Source organism: Cupriavidus sp. IDO, from assembly GCF_000812465.1.
GTDB lineage: Bacteria > Pseudomonadota > Gammaproteobacteria > Burkholderiales > Burkholderiaceae > Cupriavidus.
This window is the reverse complement of the sequence record NZ_JWMA01000199.1, coordinates 1-24,191: the sequence shown is the minus strand read 5'-3', so window position 1 is coordinate 24,191 and position 24,191 is coordinate 1. Positions and strand designations below refer to the sequence as shown.

Annotated in this window: 22 protein-coding genes and 1 riboswitch; of the genes, 13 read left to right on the top strand and 9 right to left on the bottom strand. The window is 66.1% G+C overall.

The features are described 5' to 3' along the window. Positions 1 to 60: 60 nt before the first annotated feature. Positions 61 to 1,602: a methyl-accepting chemotaxis protein gene (locus RM96_RS34735; protein WP_039016301.1), complete on the bottom strand. Its 1,542-nt coding sequence runs from the start codon at positions 1,600 to 1,602 to the stop codon at positions 61 to 63. Positions 1,603 to 1,865: 263 nt separating this feature from the next. Here RM96_RS34735 and RM96_RS34730 point away from each other — a divergent pair, with 263 nt between their 5' ends. Then, positions 1,866 to 2,291: a phasin family protein gene (locus tag RM96_RS34730; protein ID WP_039016300.1), complete on the top strand. Its 426-nt coding sequence runs from the start codon at positions 1,866 to 1,868 to the stop codon at positions 2,289 to 2,291. Positions 2,292 to 2,344: 53 nt separating this feature from the next. Here RM96_RS34730 and RM96_RS34725 read toward each other — a convergent pair whose 3' ends face one another. Further along, the gene (locus tag RM96_RS34725) at positions 2,345 to 2,653 is read right to left on the bottom strand and encodes a DUF1272 domain-containing protein (RefSeq protein WP_039016421.1); all 309 of its coding nucleotides are present in this window, start codon (positions 2,651 to 2,653) and stop codon (positions 2,345 to 2,347) included. Between the two features lie 146 nt (positions 2,654 to 2,799). Here RM96_RS34725 and RM96_RS34720 point away from each other — a divergent pair, with 146 nt between their 5' ends. Next, the gene (locus RM96_RS34720; protein WP_193752580.1) at positions 2,800 to 3,765 is read left to right on the top strand and encodes a GlxA family transcriptional regulator; all 966 of its coding nucleotides are present in this window, start codon (positions 2,800 to 2,802) and stop codon (positions 3,763 to 3,765) included. Between the two features lie 96 nt (positions 3,766 to 3,861). Here the strand turns inward: RM96_RS34720 and RM96_RS34715 are convergent, their stop codons facing one another. Then, positions 3,862 to 4,305 carry an EamA family transporter gene (locus RM96_RS34715; RefSeq protein ID WP_039016299.1) on the bottom strand — a complete coding sequence of 148 codons (444 nt, stop codon included), beginning with the start codon at positions 4,303 to 4,305 and terminating at the stop codon, positions 3,862 to 3,864. A gap of 181 nt (positions 4,306 to 4,486) precedes the next feature. Next, the gene (locus RM96_RS34710) at positions 4,487 to 5,377 is read right to left on the bottom strand and encodes a LysR family transcriptional regulator (RefSeq protein ID WP_039016298.1); all 891 of its coding nucleotides are present in this window, start codon (positions 5,375 to 5,377) and stop codon (positions 4,487 to 4,489) included. Positions 5,378 to 5,476: 99 nt separating this feature from the next. Here RM96_RS34710 and RM96_RS34705 point away from each other — a divergent pair, with 99 nt between their 5' ends. The 5 genes from RM96_RS34705 to RM96_RS34685 all read left to right on the top strand — a co-directional run bounded on the left by RM96_RS34705 (position 5,477) and on the right by RM96_RS34685 (position 11,061). Beyond that, positions 5,477 to 7,030, top strand: a complete 1,554-nt coding sequence (locus RM96_RS34705) for an AMP-binding protein (RefSeq protein ID WP_039016297.1) — start codon at positions 5,477 to 5,479, stop codon at positions 7,028 to 7,030. 11 nt (positions 7,031 to 7,041) lie between these two features. Then, positions 7,042 to 8,223, top strand: coding sequence for an acyl-CoA dehydrogenase family protein (locus RM96_RS34700; RefSeq protein ID WP_039016296.1), 1,182 nt, complete (start codon positions 7,042 to 7,044; stop codon positions 8,221 to 8,223). Positions 8,224 to 8,263: 40 nt separating this feature from the next. Beyond that, entirely contained in the window at positions 8,264 to 9,247 is a 984-nt protein-coding gene (locus tag RM96_RS34695; RefSeq protein ID WP_039016295.1) for a tripartite tricarboxylate transporter substrate binding protein, read from the top strand. 17 nt (positions 9,248 to 9,264) lie between these two features. Further along, the gene (locus RM96_RS34690) at positions 9,265 to 10,362 is read left to right on the top strand and encodes a CaiB/BaiF CoA transferase family protein (RefSeq protein ID WP_039016294.1); all 1,098 of its coding nucleotides are present in this window, start codon (positions 9,265 to 9,267) and stop codon (positions 10,360 to 10,362) included. 183 nt (positions 10,363 to 10,545) lie between these two features. Further along, complete coding sequence (locus tag RM96_RS34685) at positions 10,546 to 11,061, top strand: membrane protein (RefSeq protein WP_039016293.1); 516 nt, start codon at positions 10,546 to 10,548, stop codon at positions 11,059 to 11,061. A 54-nt stretch (positions 11,062 to 11,115) separates the two neighbouring features. Here RM96_RS34685 and RM96_RS34680 read toward each other — a convergent pair whose 3' ends face one another. The 3 genes from RM96_RS34680 to RM96_RS34670 all read right to left on the bottom strand — a co-directional run bounded on the left by RM96_RS34680 (position 11,116) and on the right by RM96_RS34670 (position 14,004). After that, positions 11,116 to 11,499: a nuclear transport factor 2 family protein gene (locus RM96_RS34680; protein WP_039016292.1), complete on the bottom strand. Its 384-nt coding sequence runs from the start codon at positions 11,497 to 11,499 to the stop codon at positions 11,116 to 11,118. A 107-nt stretch (positions 11,500 to 11,606) separates the two neighbouring features. Beyond that, positions 11,607 to 12,857, bottom strand: coding sequence for a D-amino acid dehydrogenase (locus tag RM96_RS34675; RefSeq protein ID WP_039016291.1), 1,251 nt, complete (start codon positions 12,855 to 12,857; stop codon positions 11,607 to 11,609). A 158-nt stretch (positions 12,858 to 13,015) separates the two neighbouring features. Then, positions 13,016 to 13,121, bottom strand: a riboswitch (glycine riboswitch). Positions 13,122 to 13,284: 163 nt separating this feature from the next. Further along, positions 13,285 to 14,004: a GntR family transcriptional regulator gene (locus RM96_RS34670; RefSeq protein WP_039016290.1), complete on the bottom strand. Its 720-nt coding sequence runs from the start codon at positions 14,002 to 14,004 to the stop codon at positions 13,285 to 13,287. Between the two features lie 179 nt (positions 14,005 to 14,183). On the opposite strand from RM96_RS34670, the gene RM96_RS34665 reads away from it, so the two are divergent. The 6 genes from RM96_RS34665 (at position 14,184) to RM96_RS34640 (ending at position 21,493) form a co-directional block, all read left to right on the top strand. Next, positions 14,184 to 15,404: a pyridoxal-phosphate-dependent aminotransferase family protein gene (locus RM96_RS34665; protein ID WP_039016289.1), complete on the top strand. Its 1,221-nt coding sequence runs from the start codon at positions 14,184 to 14,186 to the stop codon at positions 15,402 to 15,404. Between the two features lie 136 nt (positions 15,405 to 15,540). Then, positions 15,541 to 16,845, top strand: coding sequence for an MFS transporter (locus RM96_RS34660; RefSeq protein WP_039016288.1), 1,305 nt, complete (start codon positions 15,541 to 15,543; stop codon positions 16,843 to 16,845). 86 nt (positions 16,846 to 16,931) lie between these two features. After that, a complete protein-coding gene (locus RM96_RS34655) occupies positions 16,932 to 18,452 on the top strand; it encodes an amidase family protein (RefSeq protein WP_238587509.1) in 1,521 nt (506 codons plus the stop codon). Positions 18,453 to 18,558: 106 nt separating this feature from the next. Then, complete coding sequence (locus RM96_RS34650; protein ID WP_039016286.1) at positions 18,559 to 20,007, top strand: MFS transporter; 1,449 nt, start codon at positions 18,559 to 18,561, stop codon at positions 20,005 to 20,007. A 13-nt stretch (positions 20,008 to 20,020) separates the two neighbouring features. Beyond that, positions 20,021 to 20,695 (top strand): aspartate/glutamate racemase family protein, encoded by a 675-nt coding sequence (locus RM96_RS34645; protein WP_039016419.1) that lies wholly within the window; start codon positions 20,021 to 20,023, stop codon positions 20,693 to 20,695. A gap of 33 nt (positions 20,696 to 20,728) precedes the next feature. Further along, complete coding sequence (locus RM96_RS34640) at positions 20,729 to 21,493, top strand: fumarylacetoacetate hydrolase family protein (protein ID WP_039016285.1); 765 nt, start codon at positions 20,729 to 20,731, stop codon at positions 21,491 to 21,493. A gap of 119 nt (positions 21,494 to 21,612) precedes the next feature. Here RM96_RS34640 and gdhA read toward each other — a convergent pair whose 3' ends face one another. Further along, on the bottom strand, positions 21,613 to 22,956 hold the full coding sequence (gdhA, locus tag RM96_RS34635) for an NADP-specific glutamate dehydrogenase (RefSeq protein ID WP_039016284.1): 1,344 nt from the start codon (positions 22,954 to 22,956) through the stop codon (positions 21,613 to 21,615). Positions 22,957 to 23,228: 272 nt separating this feature from the next. Next, positions 23,229 to 23,984 carry a DeoR/GlpR family DNA-binding transcription regulator gene (locus RM96_RS34630; RefSeq protein WP_039016283.1) on the bottom strand — a complete coding sequence of 252 codons (756 nt, stop codon included), beginning with the start codon at positions 23,982 to 23,984 and terminating at the stop codon, positions 23,229 to 23,231. Positions 23,985 to 24,191 lie beyond the last annotated feature (207 nt).

Sequence of the window (24,191 nt, the reverse complement as noted above, 5' to 3'; positions counted from 1 at the left end):
GAGATGAGTGTGCGCCGCTCTCCCGCGTGCGGGAGAGCGGCGAAAGCCAGCAACGCGCCGTTACGCCGCCAACCTGAACGAAGACACCGCCTCCTTCAATCGCTGCGCCTGCTCCTCCAGCGAACCCGCCGCTGCAGCAGCCTGCTCCACCAGCGCCGCGTTCTGCTGCGTCACGCTGTCCATCTGCGTGACAGCCTGGTTGACCTGTTCGATACCGGCACTCTGTTCCGACGACGCCGCGCTGATCTCGCCCATGATGTCAGTCACGCGCTTGACCGCGGCAACGATCTCTTCCATGGTCTGGCCGGACTGCATCACGAGCATCGAGCCCTTCTCCACGCGATCCACGGAATCGCCGATCAGTGCCTTGATCTCCTTGGCGGCCGTTGCACTGCGCTGGGCAAGGCTGCGGACCTCTCCCGCAACCACGGCAAAGCCGCGGCCCTGTTCACCCGCACGGGCCGCTTCCACTGCCGCGTTCAGCGCAAGGATGTTGGTCTGGAACGCGATGCCTTCGATCACGGCGATGATGTCGACCACCTTCTTCGACGCGCCATTGATCTCTTCCATGGTGTCAGCCACCTGGTCGGCCACGGTGCCGCCCTTGGCCGCGATTTCGGAAGCATTGACGGCGAGCGAGCTGGCCTGGCGGGCGTTATCGGCATTCTGGCGGACGATGCTGGTCAGCTCCTCCATGCTGGCCGCGGTTTCCTGCAGCGAAGATGCCTGCTCTTCGGTGCGTTGCGACAGGTCGGTGTTGCCGGCGGCGATCTGGCTGGTGCCGGACGCGATCGACTCGGTACCGGTTCGCACTTCGCGCACGATGCGCAGAATGTTGGCGTTCATGTCGCGCAGCGCCTCCAGCAGCTGGCCGGTCTCGTCGCGGCTGTCCACCTCGATGCGGCTGGTCAGGTCGCCTGACGCCACGGTGCGCGCAATGCCGACGGCACGGCTGAGCGGGCGCGTGATGCCCACCGTCAGCCACATCGAAAACGCAACGCCGATCGCCAGCACGAACACGCCCAGCACGATCAGGCTGATGCGGGCACGTTCGTAGATGCTGTTGATCTCGGCCGCCGTGGCGTCGATGCTGCTGCGCTGGATGTCCAGCAGTTTCTGGATCTCGGCCAGATAGGCGTCGCCTGCCGGCACGAACTCTTTTTCCAGCACCTGGTTGGCTTCTTCCGTCTGGCCTTCCTGCTTGAGTTTGGTGATCTTGTCGCGGCTGTTGTTGTAGGGCTCGCGCACGCTCAGGATCTTGGCGAAGGCGGCCTTCTCCGCCTCCGAGGTCAGCATCGGCTGGAGCTTGTCGCGCAGCGCGGCGATGCCTTCGAGCGAAGCCTTGGTCTCGGGGGCGAAGAATGTCCCCAGCGACGGATCGGCGCTGCGCGCCACGGCCGTCGTGCGGCGCACGCTGGTATGCATAAGCCGGTACCAGTCGCTGACCAGCCGCTCCTTGGCCAACGGCTGCTGCATCATCGCGTGGGTACGTTCGGCAACCTGCTGCAGGCGCAGGATGCCAAAGCCGGTCATGAGCGCAGAAAGCAGCAACACCACGCCAAAGCCGATGCCTAGGCGCACCCCTATTCCGAGATTCTTCATTTCTTCTACCTGATTAGGACCTGGTTACGGCGAAGTGCTGACACGCAAGGCAGCCATTCGCTCTCGTCGTCCGCATCAGCGCCCCGCCTTGGATGCCCGGGGCGCACGTGCGGGCTATGGAAGCCAACGGCAGCCAGGCGGAAAACTTTAGCAATCTGCTGCCATCGCGGATCCGGGCCTTGCGGGACTGGCCTTGGAGCGTCTAGAGTTTTCAGGTGCCCCCAAGCGATCGCATTCTTAGCAGCCCCCCGAGGAGACGCACCATGACAACGCCACCCAACCCGTTCGCGGACTTCAGCAAGATGCTCGAGCAGTTCAAGCTGCCCGGCGTCGACATGACGACGGTAATCGAAGCGCGGCGCAAGGACATCGAAGCGCTGACCGAGGCAAACAAGCTCGCCTATGAAGGGCTCCAGGCGCTGGTGCAGAAGCAGACGGAGATCTTCAACAAGACCATGCAGGAGCTCCAGGCCGCGGCGCAGCAATTCAAGCCGGGCACCACGCCCGCGGAAGCCATGACCAAGCAGGGCGAATTCGTCCAGCAGAGCCTGCACCAGGCCCTGGAAAATATGCGTGCGCTGGCTGAAATGGCGCAGAAATCGCAGGCCGAAGCCCTGGCCGTGATCAGCAAGCGCGCCGAGCAGAACGTGAAGGAAGCGGGCGAGATGCTCAAGCCCAAGTCAAAGTAAGCCACCCGCGGGGCGGGCGTGGCAGCATGCCCGCCCCCTGCCGGGCGGACGGATCAGCGCTGCTCCGGCGGGATCGCCCGGATTCCTGCGGCGAACCGCGCGTGCGCATCGGGATCGACTGGCTTGTGCCGGACCCTGGTGCTCGCCGGGTCGTGGCCGAGATAATTGTCGCCCTTCCAGTTCCTCGATGGCCGCACCGGCCTGGGCACGAACCCGCCCCCGCAGTTGGGGCAGACATTCCCCAGCACTTCGTCGACGCACGCGGCACAGAAAGTGCACTCATAGGAACAGATGCGCGCTTCCGTCGACGCCGGCGGAAGCGCCTTGTTGCAGTGCTCACAGGTCGGTCTGAGTTCCAGCATGCTTTCCACCTCGCGAAACAGGCGTTGGGTTAATTTCCTGCCATGATAGGTTTTCCTGTCTACCGCGAAAATCGGAAAATATGCCTGGATAGGAAAAAAATCTGCCATCATTCCGGTGACAATCGGAACCAAAAGGGCGGACGGCGATGCAACGCGTTTTCTTTGTGCTGCCACCGAAGGTGCACATGCTGGACCTCGGCGGCCCGCTCCAGGTGTTCGGGTCGCTCGCCGAACTGGGGATCGCGCCGGTGGTGCTGCACTGCACAGGGCCGCAACGGGAGGTGACCAGCTTTCAGGGCCTGGCGCTGACTGCGATCGAGCCCTTGCCGGCCGTGCTGGCACGCGGCGACCTGGTCATGGTGATCGGCTGCAAGCTCGACTTCAGCGCCACACCCCCGCCCTGGCTGCGCGAACTGGCCGAATGGCTGCAGACCGTGGCTCGCCCCCGGCTGGGCGAGATCACGCTGGCCAGCGTCTGCACCGGGGCCTATCTGCTCGGCGCCGCGGGGCTGCTCGACGGGCGCCATTGCACCACCCACCACGCACACCTTGCGCGCCTGCAGCAACGCCACCCGCGGGCGCGCGTGCTGGCCAACCGGATGCTGGTGGATGACGGCGCGGTACTGACTTCGGCGGGCGTCTCGGCTGGCATCGACCTGTCGCTGCACCTGATCGCCCGGGACTTCGGCGCCGCAACGGCCATCCGCGTCGCGCGCGACAACGTATTCCCGTTCCGCAGGCTGAGCCAGGACCCGGCGCTGGATGCGCAACTGCGCTACCGCAGCCACGACCATGCGGTCATCCATGCCGTGCAGGACTTCCTGACCGACCAGCCCGCATGCGCGCTGCCCTACGAGGCGCTGGCCGGCCGCTTTGCGCTCAGCTACCGGCACCTGGCGCGCCTGTTCCGCCAGGCATGCGGCATCACGCTCAAGCAGTATCACCAGCAGTTGCGGATCGCGCTGGCGCGCAGGCTGCTGCGGGACAGCGACTGGGCCGTCGAGATCGTGGCCGAGCGCTGCGGGTTCGCCAGCCCGCAGGCGTTCCGTGCGGCCTGGCGGCAGGAAGAAGCCGTCGCGCCATCGGCGTGGCGCGCGCAGGCCGTGGCGTAGCAAGGAACGCGCCCCTGGCGAGCCACCGGCCGCCACCGGAAATGACCGGCGCCACCATGATGCGGCCCTGAGGCCAGCCCATCCGACTGACGAAGGTCAACGGCGCAGGCTCAGCACCAGGACGCCCGTCGCCACCAGGCCAATGCCAAGCCACTCTCTTGGCGCGGGGCGTTCGCCCAGGAACAGCACAGCGAAGACGGCAACCAGCACCAGGCTGAACTTGTCGACTGGCGCCACCTTCGAGGCCTCACCGATCTGCAGCGCCCGGAAATAGCAGACCCAGGAGGCGCCGGTCGCCAGCGCGGACAAGCTCAGGAAGGTCCAGTTCTTGCCGGAGAACGCACGCGGATCGGTCCACTTCCCGGTGCCGGCCACGAACAGCGCAAGCACGCCCACGATGATCACGACGCGCACCAGCGTCGCCATGTCGGAATCGATGCCGACCAGGCCGATCTTCGCGAAGATCGCGGTGAGCGCGGCAAAGATGGCTGACATGAGAGCCCAGACGAACCATACGGGCAGGGTTGCGAGCGATGACATGGTGACTCCGTGGGAAGGACAGGATGCCGCGAAGTCTACCGTGTCGTGGTGACGATTTTCGTACCTGACGGGCAAAGCCCGAGCGCGGCGCGAACACCGGCAGATTGCGCCTGCAGGACCAGACCTGCCCCTTTCGGGTGAAGAAGGCTGGTGCTGGAGCTCTGAGGTGCCCGACGAACGCTCAGCGCTTCTGCTCCGTCAGCAGCACAGTCATGCGCTGCGCGAGCGGCGAAAGATAGGCGCCCGCGCGTGAAATCACGCCGATGCGCCGCCGGAAGTCCAGCTCCTCGACGCCGAGATTGAGGGGCCGCAGCCCGTATTGCATGGCATCGCCACTCTCGCTCGAGATGCTCAGCATCTGCGAGCCCTGCATCAGGTGATACAGCGAGGCGCTGCCGAAATCGATCTCGATGCGCAGGTTCGGGCCGGGCAGGCCCTGCTGGCGAAAGGCGGCGTCAAGCTGCTGGCGCAAGGTGATATGAGACTCCGGCAGCAGCCATTCCTGCGTGGCGAGGTCGGCCAGCCGCAGCTTGCGGCGGCGTTGCAGCGGGTGGTTTTCATCGGCCACCACGACCAGGCGGTCATCGAACAATTCCTGTACGGCGAACTCGCCCGCCGCCCGCGCTGGCACCGGAGCCACCGCGATATCGAGTTCTCCCGCCAGCAGCAAGTCCATCAGGTCGCGCGCCAGGCGCCTGCGCAGGCGTAGCCTTGCGACCGGCCGCTCGCGGAGCAGCTGGCGGCATGCGCCCAGCACGAGCGTGCTGGGGATGGACGGCGAATAGCCCATGCGCAGCACACCCAGCTCGCCGGTGCGGATGCCCTGCATTTCCTTCAGGCCATCTTCATATTCCAGGCGGATACGCCGCGCGCGCTCGAGGAAGACCGCCCCGGCGTGAGTCGGGGTCATGCCGTTGGCGGTGCGCTCGAACAGCGGCAGGCCGATCTGCGCCTCCACCCGCTGCACGGCCTTGGTCAGTGCCGGCTGGCTGATCCCGATTGCGTCCGCGGCCCTGCCGATTCCGCCCTGGGCGGCAACCGCGAGGATGTACTCGATATCCCTTGTCTCCATCGTCACATTCCCATTGGTTATGTCTTTATAGCCAACACCACATTGTAGTGATGCCTGGCATCTTACAGACTACGGCCAATCATCACCATGGAGACACCAGTGGGCTTTGCATATTTCCTGCGCCGCGCGGCGCGCTACTGGGGCGATCAGCCCGCCGTCCTGTACCAGGACAAGGTGCTCACCTACCGGCAACTGGATGAGCGTTCGACGCGGCTGGCCAATGCCCTGCTCGGCCTCGGCCTGGCCAGGGGCGACCGCGTGGCGGTCCAGTCCCGCAATCGTCCGGAACTGGTCGAGCTCGAGTGCGCGCTGTACAAGGCCGGGCTCGTGAAGGCGGCGCTCAACCCACGGTTTACGGCGGCTGAGGCGACGGATGTGGTCGAGAACTGCACCCCGCGCGTGCTGATTGCCGGGCCGGGCTACACCGGCTATTCGTCCGCAACGGCCGGTTTTGGCTCGGTCGAGACCTTCGTGGCCATTGGCGAATCAGCGCCGGGCTATCTCAGCTATGAGGCATTGCTGGCCGAAGCCGGCACCACCGCACCGGATATCACGCCGGAGGCGGACGACCTTGCCGTGTTGCATTTCTCGTCCGGTTCCACCGGCAAGATCAAGGCGGCCATGCAGAGCTACGGCAACCGCATGGCGGCGCTGCGCAAAATGCTGCAGGGCATGGATCGCCCTGCACGGCCGGGCGACCGGCTGGCGTTGATCGGCCCCGTCACCCATGCCTCCGGCATGCTGATGCAGCCCTACCTCTATTCTGGCGCGACGCTGGCGCTGTTCGACAAGTTCGAGCCGGCGCACTTCCTGGCGGAGGTGGCCAGGCTGCGCATCACCCACGTCTTCATGGTGCCGGCCATGATCAACATGCTGCTGGCCGAGCCGGCGCTGGCCAGCGCTAACCTGAGCAGCCTCAGGACGCTGGCCTACGGCGCGGCGCCGATGGCCCCGGCTCGCATCCGCGAGGCATGGGAGCGCATCGGCCCGATCCTGTCGCAGGGCTATGGCGCCAGCGAATCCACGTCCGGCGTCACGCGCCTGTCGACCGCGGACCATGCCCTGGCGATCACCCACAAGCCGGAACGGCTCGCGTCGTGCGGGCGGGCGCTTGGCGAGACCGAGGTGCGCGTGGTCGACGAGCACGGGCGCGAGGTTTCGGGCGATGCCATCGGCGAGCTGGTGATTCGCGGCGAAGACGTGTTCCAGGGTTACTGGGGCGAGCCGGTGCTGACGCAGGAAGCCATTGTCGACGGCTGGCTGCGCACCGGCGACATGGCCCGCGTGGATGAGGATGGCTACATCTACCTGGTCGACCGCAAGAAGGACATGATCATCTCCGGCGGCTTCAACGTGTATCCGACCGAAGTCGAGGCCACCCTGTACCAGCATCCCGACGTGATGGAGGCTTGCGTGATCAGCGTGCCCGACGATACCTGGGGCGAAAGCGTCAAGGCCGTGGTGACGCTAAGGCCCGGCCGCCAGGCCAGCGCGCAGGAACTCATCGCGCATTGCCGGGCCCGCATCGCCGACTACAAGTCGCCGCGTTCGGTCGATTTCGTTGCCGAGCTGCCCAAGAACGCCAGCGGCAAGCTTGCCCGCAAGCTGGTGCGGGAACGCTACTGGCAAGGCGCGTCGCGCCGCGTCAACTGAGGAGGATCGCCATGTTCGACCACCTGACCAATCCGGTGCTGGCCGAGACGCGCGCGGGCATCCGCCGCTTTATCGACGAAGAACTGCTGCCGCTCGAGCGCGAGCTGGGGCTGGGCTCCGAGGACCAGTGGCCACGCGAAACGCTGCGCGGCATCTGGCGCCGATCCAGCGAGCTTGGCTACTACGCCGCCTGCCTGCCGCAGGCGCTGGGCGGCAAGGGCCTGAACATCCAGGAGCAATGCGCGCTCAAGGCCGACCTTGCCGCCAGCGGATCCGTGCTTGCGCCGCATGTGCTGGGCGACCTGGGCGGTCCGCCGCGCGTGGGCAACATGCTCAAGTACGCCACGCCCGCACAGCTGAAGCAATACTTCGAACCGGTGATCCGCGGCGAGAAATCGACCTGCTTCGCGCTGACGGAGCCGCATTCGGGCTCCGACGCGCAGAGCATCTCCACCACGGCTGTCGCGGACGGCGATGCGCTGGTCATCAACGGCTGCAAGCACTACATCAGCGGCGCGCCCTTTGCCGACTTTGCCATCGTCATGTGCATCACCGACGCCGGCACCACGCCGCCCGCCATCACCGCGGTACTGGTAGACCTGGATCTGCCGGGCGTGACCGTGAGCAGCGAGTATGTGCCAATGTCCGGGCAGCACATCGATGCGGACATCACCTTCGAAAACGTGCGGGTGCCGCGCGCCAATATCTTCGGGGGCGAGGGCAACGGCTTCAAGCTGGGCATGTCGCGTATCAACGTCAATCGCCTGCTGCACTGCCCGACCATGCTCGGGCTGGCGACACGGGCCTACGAAGCTTCGGTCGAATACGCCGGCCAGCGGCGCCAGTTCGGCGGACCGATCGCACGCTTCCAGGCGATCCAGCATATGCTCGCCGACATGGCCGCCGCGCTGTGGGCATGCGAAAGCATGATTGCCCACACCGCCGCGCTGGCCGACAGCGGCGCCGACCTGCGCATGAAGGCCGCGGCGTGCAAGCTGTTCGTCTCGGAGCGCTGCTTTGAAGTGGCCGACAAGGCCGTGCAGATCCATGGCAATGTCGGCGTCACGCGCGGCCATCCGATCGAGCAGACCTTCCGCAAGCTGCGCATGTTCCGCATCTTCACCGGCACCAGCGAGATCCAGCGCAACACCATCGCGCGCGCGATCCTCGAACCGCTGCAGGCGCGGGCGTAGACGCCCGCCTGCTGAACAAAACATTAGACGGAGACTTCTCATGAATCGCCGAGAATGGCTTGCCACGACAGGCGCGGCAGCCCTGGGCAGCATGCTGCTGCCGGCGCGTGCCGCCGCGCCCTACCCCAACCGTCCGATCCGGCTGATCGTCCCGTTCCTGGCGGGCAGCTCCCCCGACAATATCGCCCGCACGCTCTCCGCGGAGCTGGGCGCCAGGCTGGGCCAGCCGCTGGTGGTGGAGAACATGCCCGGCGCCGGCGGCATCATCGGCGCCAACGCGCTCAAGCGTGCCGCGCCGGACGGCTATACGCTCGGCATCCTTGCCAACACGCATGTCATCAACGTGCACATGTACCGCAAGGTGCCATACGACGCCGCGCACGACTTCACCTCCATCGCCGCCATCTCCGGCGGGCCGACGGCGCTGGTCGTGCCGGCGGCTTCGCCGTACAAGACCGCGGGCGAACTGATCGCCGCCATGAAGAAGGCACCGGGCAAGTTCAACTATGGCTCGGGCGGCAAGGGCAGCATCGCCCATCTGGCCGTGGAAGCGCTGCTCCACCAGAACGGCTGCGACGCCGTGCACATCCCGTACAAAGGCGCGCCGGAAATCCTCTCGTCCATGCTGGGCGGCCAGACGCAGTTCGGCATGCCGGTGCTCGCCACCGCCACCCAGTATCTGCGCAACGGGCAGGTGCGGGCGCTGGCGGTGTCGTCGGCGGCGCGCTCCCCGTATTTCCCCGAGGTGCCGACGCTGGCCGAGGTCTTGCCGCCTGGCTTCGTCATCGACAACTGGAGCGGCCTGTTCGCCCCGGCACACCTGCCGGCGGAACTCACGCAGCTGTTCTTCTCCGCGCTCACCACGCTGCAGGCCAACGGCCGCCTGGACGCCCAGCTCAAGGCCAATGCCGGCGAGCTGCGCCGCAGCGCTTCACCCGCGCAGTTCAACACCATGGTGGCCAACGACTCGGCGCGCTACGGCGAGCTGATGAAGTCGATCGGCATGGACGGCGATATCAGCTGACCCAGGGAATGCAAAACATGAAACCGGAATGGTCCTGCCTCAAGGACGTCAGGATCATCGATGTCAGCCAGCTGCTGCCCGGTCCTCACGCGACGAGCCTGCTGATGCAATTGGGGGCGGACGTGATCAAGGTCGAGCAGCCGGGCGTCGGCGACAGCTCGCGCCAGCTCGGGCCGGCGGTGTATGCGCAATTCAACCGCGGCAAGCCTTCGGTCGCGCTCGACCTCAAGGCCGAAGCCGGGCGCACGGCGTTTCTCGACCTCGTGCGCGAAGCGGATGCCGTGGTCGAAGGCTTCCGGCCGGGCGTGATGCAGCGTCTTGGCCTGGGCTACGAGGCGCTGGCCGCAGTCAATCCTGCCATCGTGCTGTGCTCCATTTCCGGCTTCGGCCAGACCGGCCCTTATGCCGACCATGCCGGCCATGACCTGAACTACCTGGCGCTTGCCGGCTACTGGTCGGTGCCAGTACAGGTGGATGACAAGGTTTCGCGCCCGCGTGCGCGGATTTCCGACTATGCCGCCTCGGGCTACGCGGCGCTGGCCCTCGCGGTGGCGGTCATGAGCGCGCGGCAGAACGGGCATGGCCAGCATCTTGATGTGTCGATCCACGACGCCATCCTGTCGTGGACCGCGCATGGCGCCTGGGCCGCGCGCAGCTATGAGGACCGTCCGCGCGAATCGCCGACGGTAATGCCGGAGAACGACCTGTTCCAGACACGCGACGGCCGCTACCTGGCCATGGGCATCCTCGAGAACAAGTTCTGGCTGAACCTGGGCGATGCCCTCGGGAGGGACTTCCCCGCCCTGCTTGACCCACGCTTCGCATCCCGTGCGGCGCGCCAGCAGAACAAGCCGGAGGTGAACGGCTTGCTCGCGAGGATCTTCCTCACGCGCAGCCTTGCGCAGTGGGCTGAATGCTTTGCACCGCTGGACATTCCATTCTCGCCAGCGCTCGGGGCCGGCGAGCTGTTCGACGATCCGCATGTGCGGGCGCGGGAGATGATCCGGCATCTGCCGGCGGAGAACGCCATCGCCCTGAATTTCCCGGTGAAGTTTTCGCTGGGGTTGCCGCAGGGCGAAGACTTTGTGCCGGCGGTGGGTGAGCACACGCCTTAGTCGAAGTGGCAGGGAGGTTGGTAGCACGGCTTTTGCCGATCCGCAGCCGCCGGGATGGAATATTTCCCTTCGCCCGATTGTTTATCCATCGGGGCCCCGCGCGCAGCAAACATGCCCGCGTGAACTATGCTGAACAAGTCCCTGCCCCGTGCACGCCAACCACATCCACACCGGAGATGCGTCATGCTATTTCGCCTAGCCAGCCTGATCGGCGCCGCAGCAATCGCGCTGAGCGCCTGCGCCACGCTTCAACCCGTGGAGACGGCGCAGAAAATGATAGGCAGCCCGCAAAGTTCCGTGCGCGATACCTTCGGCACGCCGACCGAGACCTACCAGCTTGCAGGCGGCACCAGCCGCTGGATCTACTCGAAGCAGCCGCTGGGGTTCGAAGTCTATGCTGCGGATTTCGACGCCGGCGGCAAGCTGACGAACTTCCGCCAGATGCTGACCGAGAAAGAGATTTACGAGGCACGGCCGGGCGTCTGGACCAAGCAGGACGTGCTCGAGCGTTTTGGCACGCCGAAGGAACCGGTCCAGTACTATCCGCTCCTCAAGCGCGAGGCCTGGTCCTACCGCCTCTATGCGGGTTCGTACCTGCCGGCGCACTTCAGCGCTTACTTTGATGATCGCGGCGTGCTGGACCGCACCATGATCATCGTCGATCCGCTGGGTGGCGACGCGCGTGACGGGAGCAAGTAAAAGGGGCACCCACGCCCGGGGTGCCCGAGCCGACGCCGGCGCCGGCGCCGGCGCCTAGAGGAAACGCGCCGCGGTGTCGTAAAAGCCGCGCCAGCGCGTCACCTTGCCGTCGCGTATCGTGAAGACGTGGATCCACTCGGTTTCGAACGGCTTGCCTTCCGGGCGTGTCATGCCCCGTTCGAAGCCCAGCACGGTCACATGCTCGCCAGCTTCGATAAACTCGCGCGGCTCGAAGAGTTGCAGGTCATCCGCTTGCGCAACCTCCGCGAAGAAGCGCGCCACCTCCTCCTTGTTGTTGCGCTGTCCGGCATAGGGAATGGCGGGCGGCCCCACCAGCTTCCAGTCGACCTTGTCGGCAACCAGATCGAGAATGGCCGCGACATCGCCGCGCCCGAAGGCGTCGTAGGCGGTCTTGACGATGGAAAGTGCGCTGACCATGTGTGCTCCTGGTTCGGCACCGCGCGAAAACCGTGAATTCACCCGCGCGGGTGAATCCAACTTAGTGCCAAACCAGGGCGCGTTCAAGCCGGCGCATGGCCGGCGCCTCAGTGCACCGGATGGCTTGCGGCAATGGTCTGCCCGATCATCGCCGCGGTAGCGGCCGACAGCGTCCAGCCAAGGTGGCCGTGGCCGGTGTTGTAGAACACCCGCGTGGCCCTGCCGCGCGCCACGCGCGGCATCATGTCAGGCATCATCGGACGCAGCCCCGCCCAGGGTACTGCGCGCGAGGTTTCGATGCTGAAATTGCGGCGCACCCAGGACACCAGCGGCGCGATGCGGTCGGCCCGGATATCGCGGTTGTGGCCGTTGAATTCCGCCGTGCCCGCCACGCGGAAGCGGTCCGGGCCCAGCCGGCTGGTGACGATCTTGGCGCTCTCGTCGAGCAGGCTGACCCACGGCGCATGCTCTACGCTGCGCGCGTCGTCGAGATGCACGGTGATCGAATAGCCCTTGACCGGATAGACGTTGAGGCGGTCGCCCAGCATGGCGCCGATCTGCCGGCTACCCACACCGGCACAGACCACCAGGGCCGTGCCGCTGATCTCGCGGTCGCCGCCCGGCTCTCCGCTTGCGAGGGCGGCTTCCGATGGCGACAGCTTCATCCGCACGCCGCCGGACTCCATCCGGATGGCACGCACATCCACGCCCTGCACGAACGCCACGCCAAGGCGCTCGCACGCACGCGCCAGTCCACGCGTGAACTTGTGGATGTCGCCGGTGGAATCCGATGGCGTGAAGTAGCCGCCGTAGTAGTTGCCCTGCAAGGTGGGCTCGATGGAACGCATCTCTTCCGGCGTGACCGCATAGCGTTCCAGCCCGCCTTCCACCAGCATCTGGTTGGTGCGGCCGGCCGCCTCGAAGCTGGCGCGGTCGTGATAGAAGTGCAGGATGCCGCGGCGTTCCAGGTTGAAATCGATCTGCTCGCGCTCGGCCATGTCGAACAGGTGCTGGCGCGCGGCGATGGCCAGGCGCGTGGTCTCGATGGTGTTGGCGCGATAGCCGCGCAGATGCCCGACAAACTCGCCGAGCCACGAATACTTGTGCCACGACGGACGCGGGTTGAGCAGCAGCGGCGCGTCGCGCCGCATCATCCACTTCAGGCCCTTGAGCAAGGTGCCGGCATTGTTCCAGACCTCGGCGTTGCAGGCGGACAGCTGGCCACCATTGGCGAACGACGTTTCCATCGCCGGATAGTGATGACGATCCAGCACGGACACGCGATAGCCGAGGTTGGCGAGGGTATAGGCGGTGGTGACGCCGGTAATGCCGGCGCCAATGACGATGATATGAGACATGACAGACTCTCTGGCAAGGTTCGATATGACCGCGAGCGCGGTCCCCTGCCCCATCTGTCCTGTGACCTGAGAGCTTCGGCGTAACCTTGCGGTTGCCGCCGTCCCCTTCGGTGAGCACGCCATTCTTCAAGCGGGCGTGCCTCTCTCCAGATTTTTGCTGCGACGCCACAGTCCTGTGTGCCTGAGAGTTTCCGGGGCGGTTGCTCCATCGGCGCCGGATGCCCCATTCCCTGGTGGCGATCCGGTCTCTCCTGCGGTGTCGCACGGCGCCGCCGTGATCCTTGTGATCGTCCCGGGGGCGCCGTCATGTGAACGGGCCCTGCAGGGCCCGCCGTGCACGCGATATTAACGTCAGTTGCGGTGCCAGGCTAGTCCGGCAAACCCCCACCCGGTGGGGGTACGGCTGTGGAAGCTCCGGCACCCTGCGCTATGTGCCTGACGTTTCGCCGGCCTCGCTCGACTGAATGAGGAGAACGGCATCGCGCTTGTCCAGCAGATGCTGGCGCAGGATCGCGGCCATCCGCTTGCCGTCGCGCGCTTCGAGCGCCGCCAGCATCTCCTCATGGTCATGGACGGCACTGTCCCATTTCGGCTTCTGATAGTTCGAGCGGAAGCGCAGCGCCTGCAGCCTCCGGTTTACCGCCAGATAGGTCTGGCGCAACGCGGAATTGCGGGCCGCTTCGTTGATGCGGTCATGGATCTGGTGGTTGAGGCGGTAATAGCCGGGCAAGTCTTCGTTGGCCCGGCATGCCAGCATCGCATAGTGCAGCGCCTTGAGTTCCGCCAGCTCGACGGCCGTGATGCGCTCGCAGGCCAGTTCGCCGGACAAGGCCTCCAGGCCGCTCATCAACTCGAAGGTGTCCTGGATCTCCGTCGGCGACAGGCGCGATACCGTCGCCCCCCGGTTGGGCGAGATCTCGATCAGCCCCTCTGCCGCCAGCACCTTCATGGCTTCGCGCAGCGGTGTGCGGGAGATGCCCAGGCTCTCGCACAACTCGCGTTCGTTGAGCTTCCTGCCGGCCTCCAGGACGCCCTCGACAATAAATGTCCGCAGCTGACCCACGACCGTGTCATGCAGGCGCTGCCGTTCGACCCTGGGTAGTGCGGAAACCGGAGAAACAGCACTGAAAGAAGATGAATTTTGCATTCAAATTCAGCGTAGTTTAGTTTGCGTTCAATTTTAGCAGATACTTAACTCAGCTTCAAAAACTCCTGTCTCCCTTATTTCATCGGGTAAACACTACGAAATTCCAGCCGGATCCGACCTGTTTTCCTGCGGCACTTCTGCTAGAGTATTTTGTATTCAAAACTCAACAGGAGGAGTCAATGCTGAAAACCAACTTCCACCCCGCCGGTCGCCACTTCCTTCAGATCCCCGGACCGAGCCCCGTTCCCGATCGCATCCTGCGCGCCATCAGCTATCCGACCATTGACCATCGCGGCCCCGAATTCGGGGCGCTGGGCCTCAGGGTGCTGTCTGGCATCAAGAAGATCTTCAAGACCGAGCAACCGGTCGTGATCTACCCCGCTTCCGGTACGGGCGCGTGGGAAGCCGCGCTGTCGAACACCCTGAGCCCCGGCGACACGGTATTGATGTTCGAGACCGGTCACTTCGCCACGCTCTGGAAGAAGATGGCGGAGAACCTTGGCATCCGGCCCGAGTTTCTCGGCCTGCCGGGAATCGAGGGCTGGCGCCGCGGGGTGCAGGCCGACATGATCGAAGCCCGCCTGCGCGCCGATCCCGGTCATGCCATCAAGGCGGTATGCGTGGTGCACAACGAGACCTCGACCGGTGTGACGTCGGACATCGCCGCCGTGCGCAAGGCCATCGATGCGGCGGGACACCCGGCGTTGCTGCTGGTCGACACGATCTCCGGGCTGGCCTCCGCCGACTACCGGCACGACGAATGGGGCGTGGACGTGACCGTTTCCGGCTCGCAGAAGGGACTCATGCTGCCGCCCGGCATCAGCTTCAATGCGGTGTCGCCCAAGGCCATCGAAGCTTCCCGCAAGGCCCGGCTGCCGCGCGCCTTCTGGGGCTGGGATGAAATCATCGAAATGAACCGGACCGGCTACTGGCCCTACACGCCCAACACGAACCTGCTCTATGGCCTGTCCGAAGCCCTCGACATGATCCTCGAGGAAGGCCTGGACAATGTGTTCGCGCGCCACCAGCGGCTGGCCGAGGCATGCCGCCGGGCGGTCAATGCCTGGGGCCTGGAAATCCAGTGCGCGGATCCTGCGGTCTACAGCCCGGTGCTCACCGGCATGATGATGCCCGAGGGCATTGACGCGGACGTGGTGCGCAGGAACATCTATGACCGCTTCAATATGTCGCTCGGCGCAGGGCTGGGCAAGGTGAAAGGCCGCATGTTCCGCATCGGCCATCTGGGCGACTGCAACGACCTGACGCTGATGGGGACGCTCGCAGGCTGCGAAATGGGGCTGAAGACCTCGGGCGTACCGGTCGCGGCAAGCGGGACCGTTGCCGCCATGGACTATCTCGCCGCACACGCCACACCCCTGTCGCTCAAGGCCGCAGCCTGACGCAGCCATTTCCATCCGGGAGGGGGAAGGCGCCTGGCACGCACCGCGAGCCGCGTGCCCGCGATTCCCCCGACGGACTGATCCCGACAGGATCAGCGCAGCACTGCCGTACCTGACAAAAAACAGAGGAGACGCTGTGGATACAACCCTGCAGGCGGGAGCAAAGATCAGGACGTTCGAGGACGCGACATATCGCAAGGTAAGCTGGCGGCTCGTTCCTTTCCTGATGGTCTGTTTCCTGATCGCTTATCTCGATCGTGTCAACGTTGGTTTTGCAAAGCTCCAGATGTCCCAGCAACTGGGCTTCAGCGAAACCGTCTATGGGCTGGGCGCCGGCATTTTCTTTATCGGCTACTTCCTGTTCGAGGTGCCAAGCAACCTGGCGCTGCACCGGTTCGGCGCCAAGGTATGGATCGGGCGCATCATGGTCACGTGGGGCCTGCTCTCCGCGTGTTTCGTGTTCGTGGAGACGCCGACCGCCTTCTACACGCTGCGCTTCCTGCTTGGCCTGGCCGAGGCCGGCTTTACGCCGGGCATCGTGTACTACCTGTCCTGCTGGTATCCGGCGCACCGGCGCGCCAAGATCATGGCCATCTACTGCATGGGCTCGCCGCTGTCCGGCATCATCGGCAACCCGTTGTCCGGCTTCCTGATGGGCAGCATGGGCGGCGTCGCAGGCTGGGCGGGGTGGCAATGGATGTTCTTCATCGAGGCGGTTCCGGCCGTGCTGCTGGGTTGCTTCTGCTTCTACTACCTGGACAACTCCATTGCCAAGGCCAGGTGGCTCAGCAGCGAGGAGAAGCGCGTCCTTGAGCAGGCCAAGGCGGAGGACGCCAAGGCGGCCGACCCGCAGGCGCGCGTTGGCAAGGTATTCACCGACCCGCGCGTATGGCTGATCAGCCTGATCTGCTTCTGCTACGTCACGGGCCAGTACGGCATCACCCTCTGGCTGCCCACCTTTATCAAGTCGACGGGGGTCAGCGACCCGTTCCATATCGGCTTGCTGGGCGCAATTCCCTATATGGCGGCCATTGTCGCGATGTACTGCTTCGGGCGCAGCGCCGACAAGCATCGCGAACGGCGCTGGCACCTGATCATCCCGTGCATGATGGGCGCGATCGGCTTCCTGGCGTTGCCTTGGGTCATGCACAACACCGCGCTGTCACTGGTGTTCCTGTCGATCGCCGCGGCGGGCATCCTGACCTGCACGCCGTTGTTCTGGTCGCTGCCAACAGCCTTCCTGAGCGGCGCGGCGGCGGCCACGGCCATCGCCATGAGCAACTCGATCGGGAACCTCGCCGGCTTCACCAGCGGCTACATGATCGGCTACCTGCGGGACGTGACCCAGAGCGGCAACAGCGCCTACTTCATGATCGCCGGGATGCTGGTCCTTGGCGCCTTCGCCATCTGGACACTGCCGGCCAGGCTCGTCAATCGCTAACAAGTCGCTGCGGGGGCAGCAAGCCGCTGCCCCGCAGACCAGACACTCCACGCGCCGCTTGCCGCGCATCAACGACCCCGATGCAAATGACATTGCAACCGAATCCGGACGGACCCGGCAATCACGCACCGTTCAGCGTGGTGGAGGCCACCGTTGCCAGCGCCCACGCCGCGATGCGCGACGGCAGGCTGACCGCACCGCAACTGGCTCGCGGGTACCTCGACCGCATCGCTGCCTATGATCAGGACGGCCCCGCCCTGCGCAGCATCCTCCGGCTCAACCCGCAGGCGCTGGCCGAGGCCGGGCACATCGATGCCGCCGCCGGGCGCGATCCGTCGCAGGCGCTGGCGCCCCTGCATGGCATTCCGGTGCTGGTCAAGGACAACATCGAGTGCGCCGGCATCGAGACCACCGCCGGCGCATCCTGCCTGAGCGGCAATATATCCGCGGACGACGCCTTCGTCATCCGTCGGCTGCGCGAGGCAGGCGCCGTCATCCTGGCAAAGACCAACCTGCACGAGCTGGCCTCCGGTGGCGAGACAGTCAGCACGTTGTCCGGCCAGACCCTCAATCCCTATGACCTGACGCGCACGCCCGGCGGCTCCAGCGGAGGCACCGGCGCCGGCATCGCGGCCAGCTTCGGCCTGCTCGGGATCGGAACCGACGGTATCAACTCGATCCGGTCGCCGGCCTCGGCAAACAACCTCGTCGGCCTGCGTCCCACCATGGGCCTCGTCAGCCGCGCCGGCCTCATCCCATGCGGGCTGACCCAGGACACCATCGGACCTATCACCCGGACCGTCGCGGACACGGCGGTACTGCTCGACGTCATCGCCGGGTACGACCCGGCAGACCCGGTCACCAGCCAGGGCGAGCCCCATATTCCGGCGAGCTATGCCGCCTGCCTTGACCCCGACGGGCTCAAGGGTGCGCGCATTGGGGTATTGCGCCACTTCTTCGGCGACGGGGACGCGCACCGCCCCGTCAACGCCGTCATGCAGGAAGCACTGGCGATCGTCGCCGCACAAGGCGCCGAGCTGGTCGCCATTGATGACGCCATCAGCCCCGAGGAACTCCTCGCGTCGACGCTCGTGCACCACTACGAGATGGAGCACGATCTCGACGCCTACCTGGCCCGGCTAGCACCCGGCGTGCCGGTGCGGTCGACCAGGGACATCATCGCGGCGGGCACGGTGCATCCCAGCGTGGCGGGAACGCTGGCCACCGCAGTGGCGCTGAGCGGCCGGGAAGCGGAATACCGCGAGCGCCTGCAGCGCCAGCAGGCATTGCGCATGCGGCTGCAGGAGCTGATGGCGCGGCATCGGATCGACGCACTGGCATTTCCACACCAGCGGCGGCTGGTGGTGCCGGTCGGACAGACGCAGGCAGAACGCAATGGCGTGCTCGCGTCCGCCACCGGCTTTCCGGCCATCGTGATTCCGGCCGGCTTCTCCGCACCGGACCGCAACGCGCCCCAGGGCGTGCCGGTCGGCCTGGAGTTCCTCGGCCTTCCCTTCTCCGAGGCCGTGCTGATACGGCTGGCGTATGCAGCCGAGCAGGCTTTGCAAGCCCGCCGGCCGCCACACTCGACGCCTGCACTGGAATAGAGGCGGAAGAGACCAACTCTTATTGCTGCTCTAAAACGCCAGCCGGCCACGGCGGCGACAAGCTTGCGGATACACCGTGACGACCTCGAACGAGGAGGAGACAAAGATGGGCGCAGAAACAGTGGTTCAATCGTCGAGTTCCCCACAGCAGCACGAGCTCGATCGGGCAATGGATGGCATCGGCGTGACGGCCTCCCACAAGAAGATCATCTTCATGATCATGCTGGGTGTGATGTTCGATGTCTTCGAGCAGAACGCGGTCGGCCTGGTTGGCCCCATGTTGCGGGAGCAATGGGGCATTTCAGTGGCGCAGATCGGCTTTCTCAACACCCTGACCTTCAGTGCCGCCGCGCTGGGACGCATCGGCTCGGGCTATATCGCCGATCGCTACGGCAGGCGCACGATGCTGAGTGCAAACCTGCTGCTGTTCACGCTGGGCGCCATCATCTGCGCGCTGGCGCCGAACTACGCCGTGCTGGCGGCGGGCCGCTTTATCGTCGGCATCGGCCTGGGCGGCGAGATCTCGATTGCCGTGACGATGCTGGCCGAGTTGTGTTCGACCCGCTTCCGCGGCACCGCGGTGGGCATGGTCAGCGTGGGCAGTGGCGGCCTGGGCAATATGCTGGCGCCGGCCTTCGGCCTGGCCGTCTTCGCCATGTTCCCGGGCCCGGACAACTGGCGCTGGCTGTTCGCCTGCCTGGTGGTCCCGGCGTTCTTCGTCGTGTTCTACCGGCGCTTTGTTCCGGAGACGCCGCGCTTCCTGTTGTCCAAGGGTCGGGTGGATGAGGCCAACCGGGTGCTGTCGATCCTCGCCTCGGGCCGGCTGGGCAAGCTGGCAGGCGAGCCGACGCCGTACATCAAGGGATCGGCGCAGGCTGACGCGCCGCGCGCCAAGGTGCGGCTGCGCGACGTCTTCACCGGCCGGCTGGGACGGCGCACGCTTGCGCTCGGGATTGCGGTTTCCATGACATACGGCGCACAGATTTCCGTGCTGACGCTGATGCCGACCATCCTGGTGTCGCAGGGCTACACCATCTCCAAGAGTCTCGTCTTCACCATGGTGATGCAGAGCGGGAGCCTGTTCGGCGCGCTCGCCGCGTCCTACTGCGGCTATCACATCCCGCGCAAGCGCGTGCTGACGCTGGGCGCGGGACTGGCCTGCGCGGCCGGACTATGCTTCGGCTTCCTGACCTACAACGTGGCCCTCGTGCTGCTGTTCGGCGCCGCCTTCACGTTCTGCGTGGTGCTGCTCAACACCTCGATCTGGATTTTTGCCCCGGAGCAATATCCCACCGATGTGCGCGCATTCGGGACTTCGCTGATCCTCGCACTCGGCACGCTGGCCGGCGCGCTGACACCGCTGGTCAGCGGGCGCGTGTTCGAATCCTACGGCGTGGGCGGCATGTTCAGCATGCTGGCGGCGATGTACGCAGTGTTCGCACTGAGCGTACAGTTCGCCCCGGAAACTTTCGGCCGCGCCATGGGCGACACCGCCGCCGATGACGATGCCGGTCTCGCCGTCGATGGCAGGCCGGCCAACGCCAGCGGCTCCTGACCCGTGCATTGCGATGAACCATATCTTGCTGATCAATCCGAACACCTCGCCGGCAACCACGCAGATGATGGTCGACCTCGCGCGTGCCGCGCTTCCCGACGACCTGGAAGTTCGCGGCGTGACGATGGCAGGCGGGGTGCCGATGATTGTCGACGAGGCAAACCTGCGCGCCGCCGCGGACGCGGTCGGCGCCATGGATCTGCCCGGTGCCGGTCCGGAGCGCACCGGGCTGCGCGGTGCCATCGTTGCCGCCTTCGGCGATCCCGGTGCGGACGCGCTCCGGCGCAGGCTGGCCGTGCCGGTGGTCGGTATCGGCGAAGCCGCGATGCGGGAAGCGGCCGGGCACGGGCGCCGATTCGGCATCGCCACGACAACGCCGTTGCTGGCGTCTTCGATTGAAGCCAATGTGCGGCGCCACGGACTCGAGGCCAGCTTCACCGGCGTGCGTTTCACCCAGGGCGACCCTCGCGTGCTTGGTCTCGACCCGGCGGCGCTGGAAGCCGCGCTGGCGGAAGCGGTCCGGGCCTGCGTGGAAATCGACGGCGCACAAGCCGTGGTGATCGGCGGTGGCCCGCTGGGCCGGGCGGCCCAGGCCCTGAGCGCGCGCCTTGCCATTCCCGTTATCGGCCCGGTGCCGGCAGCGTGCCGCAGCCTGCTGCGCGCTTGCCGGGAACGGGTCACCGAGTGACTTTCATCCCTCATTCAAGGAGTTCCCCGAAGCATGACATCCACCAATATCGACAGGGTCGCCCGGGTCTTGCTCGACGCACGGCGCGAGCACCGTTGCGCCGACGCGGACAGCTTCGCCACGGCGCTCGACAGCCCCGAACAGGCCTACGCCGTGCAGGCGGTCGTCGCCCGCTCGCTTGGCTGGCAGCCGAAAGGCGCCGCGTACTGGAAATCCGGAGGGCCTTCACGCGAGGCGCAATTGACACACGCCGAACTCCCGTCCGCCGGGGTGTGGGCCAGCCCCGCGCATGCCGGCGACTGGCCTTTCACGTGGCGCGGCATCGAGGCCGAGATCGCGCTGCGGCTGGGGCACGACGTGGACGCGGCGCAGGCCGCCACCCTCGATGGTCCGGGCGCGGCTGCGCTGGTCGACGCGATGGCGGTCTCGATAGAGGTCGTCGACTCGCGCTGGCAGCAGTATGTCGCCGCACCCGCATTGCTGAAGCTGGCCGACCTGCAGGCCCATGGGGCGCTGGTGCTTGGCGAGTGGCGTGACTATGCAGCGCGAGACTGGGCGATGCAGCGTTGCCGGGTGCAGATTGGTGCGGAAACGATCGAGCGCCGCGGCACCCATGCCCTGGGCGATCCGGCCCATGGCCTGGTGGCCTGGCTGCGCCACGCCACACGGACTGGCCAGGGCGTGAAAGCCGGCACCGTCGTCACCACCGGCACCTGGGTCGGCATTCTGGCCGCGTCGGCTGGCGATCTTGTGACGGCCGAATTCGAGGGCATTGGCCAGGCGTCGATCCAGTTCTGAAGTGCCACAGGCGGACAACCGTTTGTGTGCTCCCTCTCCCGCAAGCGGGAGAGGGGAGCAAACCGGCAGCATGCGGGCGTTGTCGGCAGTCTGAGCCCGGCATTGCGCCGGCCCTTCTGTCAGATCACGCCCTGCGCCAGCATCGCATCCGCCACCTTGACGAAGCCGGCGACGTTCGCGCCTTCCACGTAGTTGATGTAGCCATCCGCCTTCTGGCCGTGATGGATACAGTTCTGGTGGATGTCCTTCATGATCGCGTGCAGCTTCTCGTCGACCTCCGCGTGGTGCCAGGACAGGCGCATGGCGTTCTGCGACATTTCCAGGCCGGAGGTGGCCACGCCGCCGGCGTTGCTGGCCTTGCCCGGCGCGTAGAGGATCTTCGCGGCCAGGAAGCGGTCCACGGCATCCAGCGTCGACGGCATGTTGGCGCCCTCGGCCACGCAGACGACGCCGTTGGCCAGCAGGCGTTCGGCATCGTTGCCGTCGAGTTCGTTCTGGGTGGCGCAAGGCAGGGCCACGTCGGCGGGCACATGCCACGGCGTGCGGCCATTCTCGAACTCCATGCCATGGCGCGCGGCAAAGTCCGCCAGGCGGCCGCGCTCCTCGTTCTTGAAGGCCATCACTTCAGCCAGCTGTTCGGTGGTCATGCCGGCCGGATAGTGCAGCACGCCGCCCGAGTCGGACAAAGTCAGCACCTTCGCGCCCAGCTCGATGGCCTTCTCCGCCGCGTACTGCGCCACGTTGCCCGAGCCGGAGATCAGCACGCGCAGCCCATCGAACGCGCGGCCGCGGCGATGGAGCATTTCCTGCGCGAAGTAGACCGTGCCGTAGCCGGTGGCTTCCGGACGCATCAGGCTGCCGCCAAAGGCCAGCCCCTTGCCGGTGAAAACGCAGGCGGACTGGTTCGAGAGCTTCTTCACCATGCCGGCCATAAAGCCCACCTCGCGCGCACCCACGCCGATGTCGCCGGCCGGGATGTCGGTGTCCGGGCCCAGGTGGCGGTACAGCTCGGTTACCAGCGCCTGGCAGAAGCGCATCACCTCTGCATCGGACTTGCCCTTGGGATCGAAGTCGGAACCGCCCTTGCCACCGCCCATCGGCAGCGTGGTCAGCGCGTTCTTGAAGGTCTGCTCGAAGCCCAGGAACTTCAGCACCGACAGGTTCACGGTCGGGTGGAAACGCATGCCGCCCTTGAACGGGCCGATGGCCGAGCTGTGCTGCACGCGGAACGCGCGGTTCACCTGCACGCGGTTCTGGTCGTCGGTCCATGCCACGCGGAACTGGATCACGCGTTCGGGCTCCACCAGCCGCTCGAGCAGCGCCTGGTCGGCGTAGCGGGGATGACGCTCGACGAACGGCCATAGCGTCATCATGACTTCCTTCACGGCCTGGAGGAATTCAGGTTGGTTGGGGTCGCGGCGGGCAACCCCGGCCAGGAATGCGTCGAGGGAGGGAGAATTCACGGGTTGTCTCTGCTGTGCTGGAATCTGGCGGCGCTGCCGGGTAGGAGTCCGGTCTCTCGTGCCGCCTGGCGTTGCGCCTGACGGAAGGTGGGTCTTTGGATGTCCAGACATTCACGGGCTACCATGCTTGTCGGAACAATGTGGCACTTTAGCACCAGCGTGGGGCATGTGACAGTCAAAACACCTGTGACTGCGGCGAATACGCCGCCTGATCGCCCCACCGCCTCCCAATTCCGTTCGATCAGCGGACAACCGCCAAACGCGCCCGGATCTCAGGCAATCAGCAGCTTCGGCCCGCGAGCCTTGATGGCCGCGGCCAGGTCCGGCTCCGGCGCCATGTCCGTGATCAGCCACGCCGCCTGCTCGAAGTGTTTCACGGTCACGCCGGTATTGCGCCCGAACTTGGTATGGTCCGCCACCACGCAGGCCACGTCGGCGGCCAGCAGCATGCGGCTGCGCAGCTCCGCCGCAGCGCGCGAGAAATCGCAGATCTCGCCGCCTGGCGTGATGCCGCCGATGCCGACAAAGGCGAAATCGGTGTGATAGCGCGACATCTGCTCGATGGTGTCCCAGCCATGGGTCGCGTCCTCGTTGTCCTGCAGCTCGCCACCGAGCACGATCACGCGGTTGCCGTTGCGCCGCCCCAGCAGGAGCGCGATCGACAGGTCGTTGGTATAGACCAGCAGGTTGTGATGGCTATGCAGCGCCTGCGCCACCGCTTGCGTGGTAGTGCCGTAGTCCAGGATCAGCGAGGCGCCGTCCGGCACCAGCTCGGCCGCCCGCATGCCGATGGCGCGCTTGCCTTCGGCATTGACGGCGGCGCGCGTCTGCGTATCCGGTTCGGTGCGATCCGACGCCAGCGCCCCGCCGTGCGTGAGCACCAGCAGGCCGCGCGAGGCGAGCGCGTTCAGGTCCCGTCGAATCGTCTCGCGCGAGACGTCGAGCTCCGTCACCAGTTCGCTGATGGCCAGCGCACCGGTGGCGGACAACTGGTCGAGGATGTATTTCTGCCGTTGTTCGGCCAGCACGGGGACTCCGGTTGCGTCAGGGGTTGGGCGCTGATTCTAGCGCAGCCGGGCTGGCGGCGCGCCAGGGCAGTGGCCCATGATCACCAATTGCGTGCTCCCTCTCCCGCTGGCGGGAGAGGGTTGGGGTGAGGGCCGGGTGTGTCGACGAAGTACAGCGCTATCGGTATGCCACCGCCTGGCCCCCCCCCCCCCCCCCCCCCCCCCCCC

Excerpts from the sequence above, each read along its gene's own strand:
- RM96_RS34710 (WP_039016298.1), bottom strand. The coding sequence starts at position 5,377 with ATGGAGACAAGGGATATCGAGTACATCCTCGCGGTTGCCGCCCAGGGC.
- RM96_RS34675 (WP_039016291.1), bottom strand. The coding sequence starts at position 12,857 with ATGTCTCATATCATCGTCATTGGCGCCGGCATTACCGGCGTCACCACC.
- RM96_RS34735 (WP_039016301.1), bottom strand. The coding sequence starts at position 1,602 with ATGAAGAATCTCGGAATAGGGGTGCGCCTAGGCATCGGCTTTGGCGTG.
- RM96_RS34690 (WP_039016294.1), top strand. The coding sequence starts at position 9,265 with ATGAAACCGGAATGGTCCTGCCTCAAGGACGTCAGGATCATCGATGTC.
- RM96_RS34670 (WP_039016290.1), bottom strand. The coding sequence starts at position 14,004 with ATGCAAAATTCATCTTCTTTCAGTGCTGTTTCTCCGGTTTCCGCACTA.
- RM96_RS34665 (WP_039016289.1), top strand. The coding sequence starts at position 14,184 with ATGCTGAAAACCAACTTCCACCCCGCCGGTCGCCACTTCCTTCAGATC.
- RM96_RS34700 (WP_039016296.1), top strand. The coding sequence starts at position 7,042 with ATGTTCGACCACCTGACCAATCCGGTGCTGGCCGAGACGCGCGCGGGC.
- RM96_RS34685 (WP_039016293.1), top strand. The coding sequence starts at position 10,546 with ATGCTATTTCGCCTAGCCAGCCTGATCGGCGCCGCAGCAATCGCGCTG.
- RM96_RS34725 (WP_039016421.1), bottom strand. The coding sequence starts at position 2,653 with ATGCTGGAACTCAGACCGACCTGTGAGCACTGCAACAAGGCGCTTCCG.
- RM96_RS34720 (WP_193752580.1), top strand. The coding sequence starts at position 2,800 with ATGCAACGCGTTTTCTTTGTGCTGCCACCGAAGGTGCACATGCTGGAC.
- RM96_RS34715 (WP_039016299.1), bottom strand. The coding sequence starts at position 4,305 with ATGTCATCGCTCGCAACCCTGCCCGTATGGTTCGTCTGGGCTCTCATG.
- RM96_RS34655 (WP_238587509.1), top strand. The coding sequence starts at position 16,932 with ATGACATTGCAACCGAATCCGGACGGACCCGGCAATCACGCACCGTTC.
- RM96_RS34645 (WP_039016419.1), top strand. The coding sequence starts at position 20,021 with ATGAACCATATCTTGCTGATCAATCCGAACACCTCGCCGGCAACCACG.
- RM96_RS34680 (WP_039016292.1), bottom strand. The coding sequence starts at position 11,499 with ATGGTCAGCGCACTTTCCATCGTCAAGACCGCCTACGACGCCTTCGGG.
- RM96_RS34650 (WP_039016286.1), top strand. The coding sequence starts at position 18,559 with ATGGGCGCAGAAACAGTGGTTCAATCGTCGAGTTCCCCACAGCAGCAC.
- RM96_RS34640 (WP_039016285.1), top strand. The coding sequence starts at position 20,729 with ATGACATCCACCAATATCGACAGGGTCGCCCGGGTCTTGCTCGACGCA.
- RM96_RS34730 (WP_039016300.1), top strand. The coding sequence starts at position 1,866 with ATGACAACGCCACCCAACCCGTTCGCGGACTTCAGCAAGATGCTCGAG.
- RM96_RS34695 (WP_039016295.1), top strand. The coding sequence starts at position 8,264 with ATGAATCGCCGAGAATGGCTTGCCACGACAGGCGCGGCAGCCCTGGGC.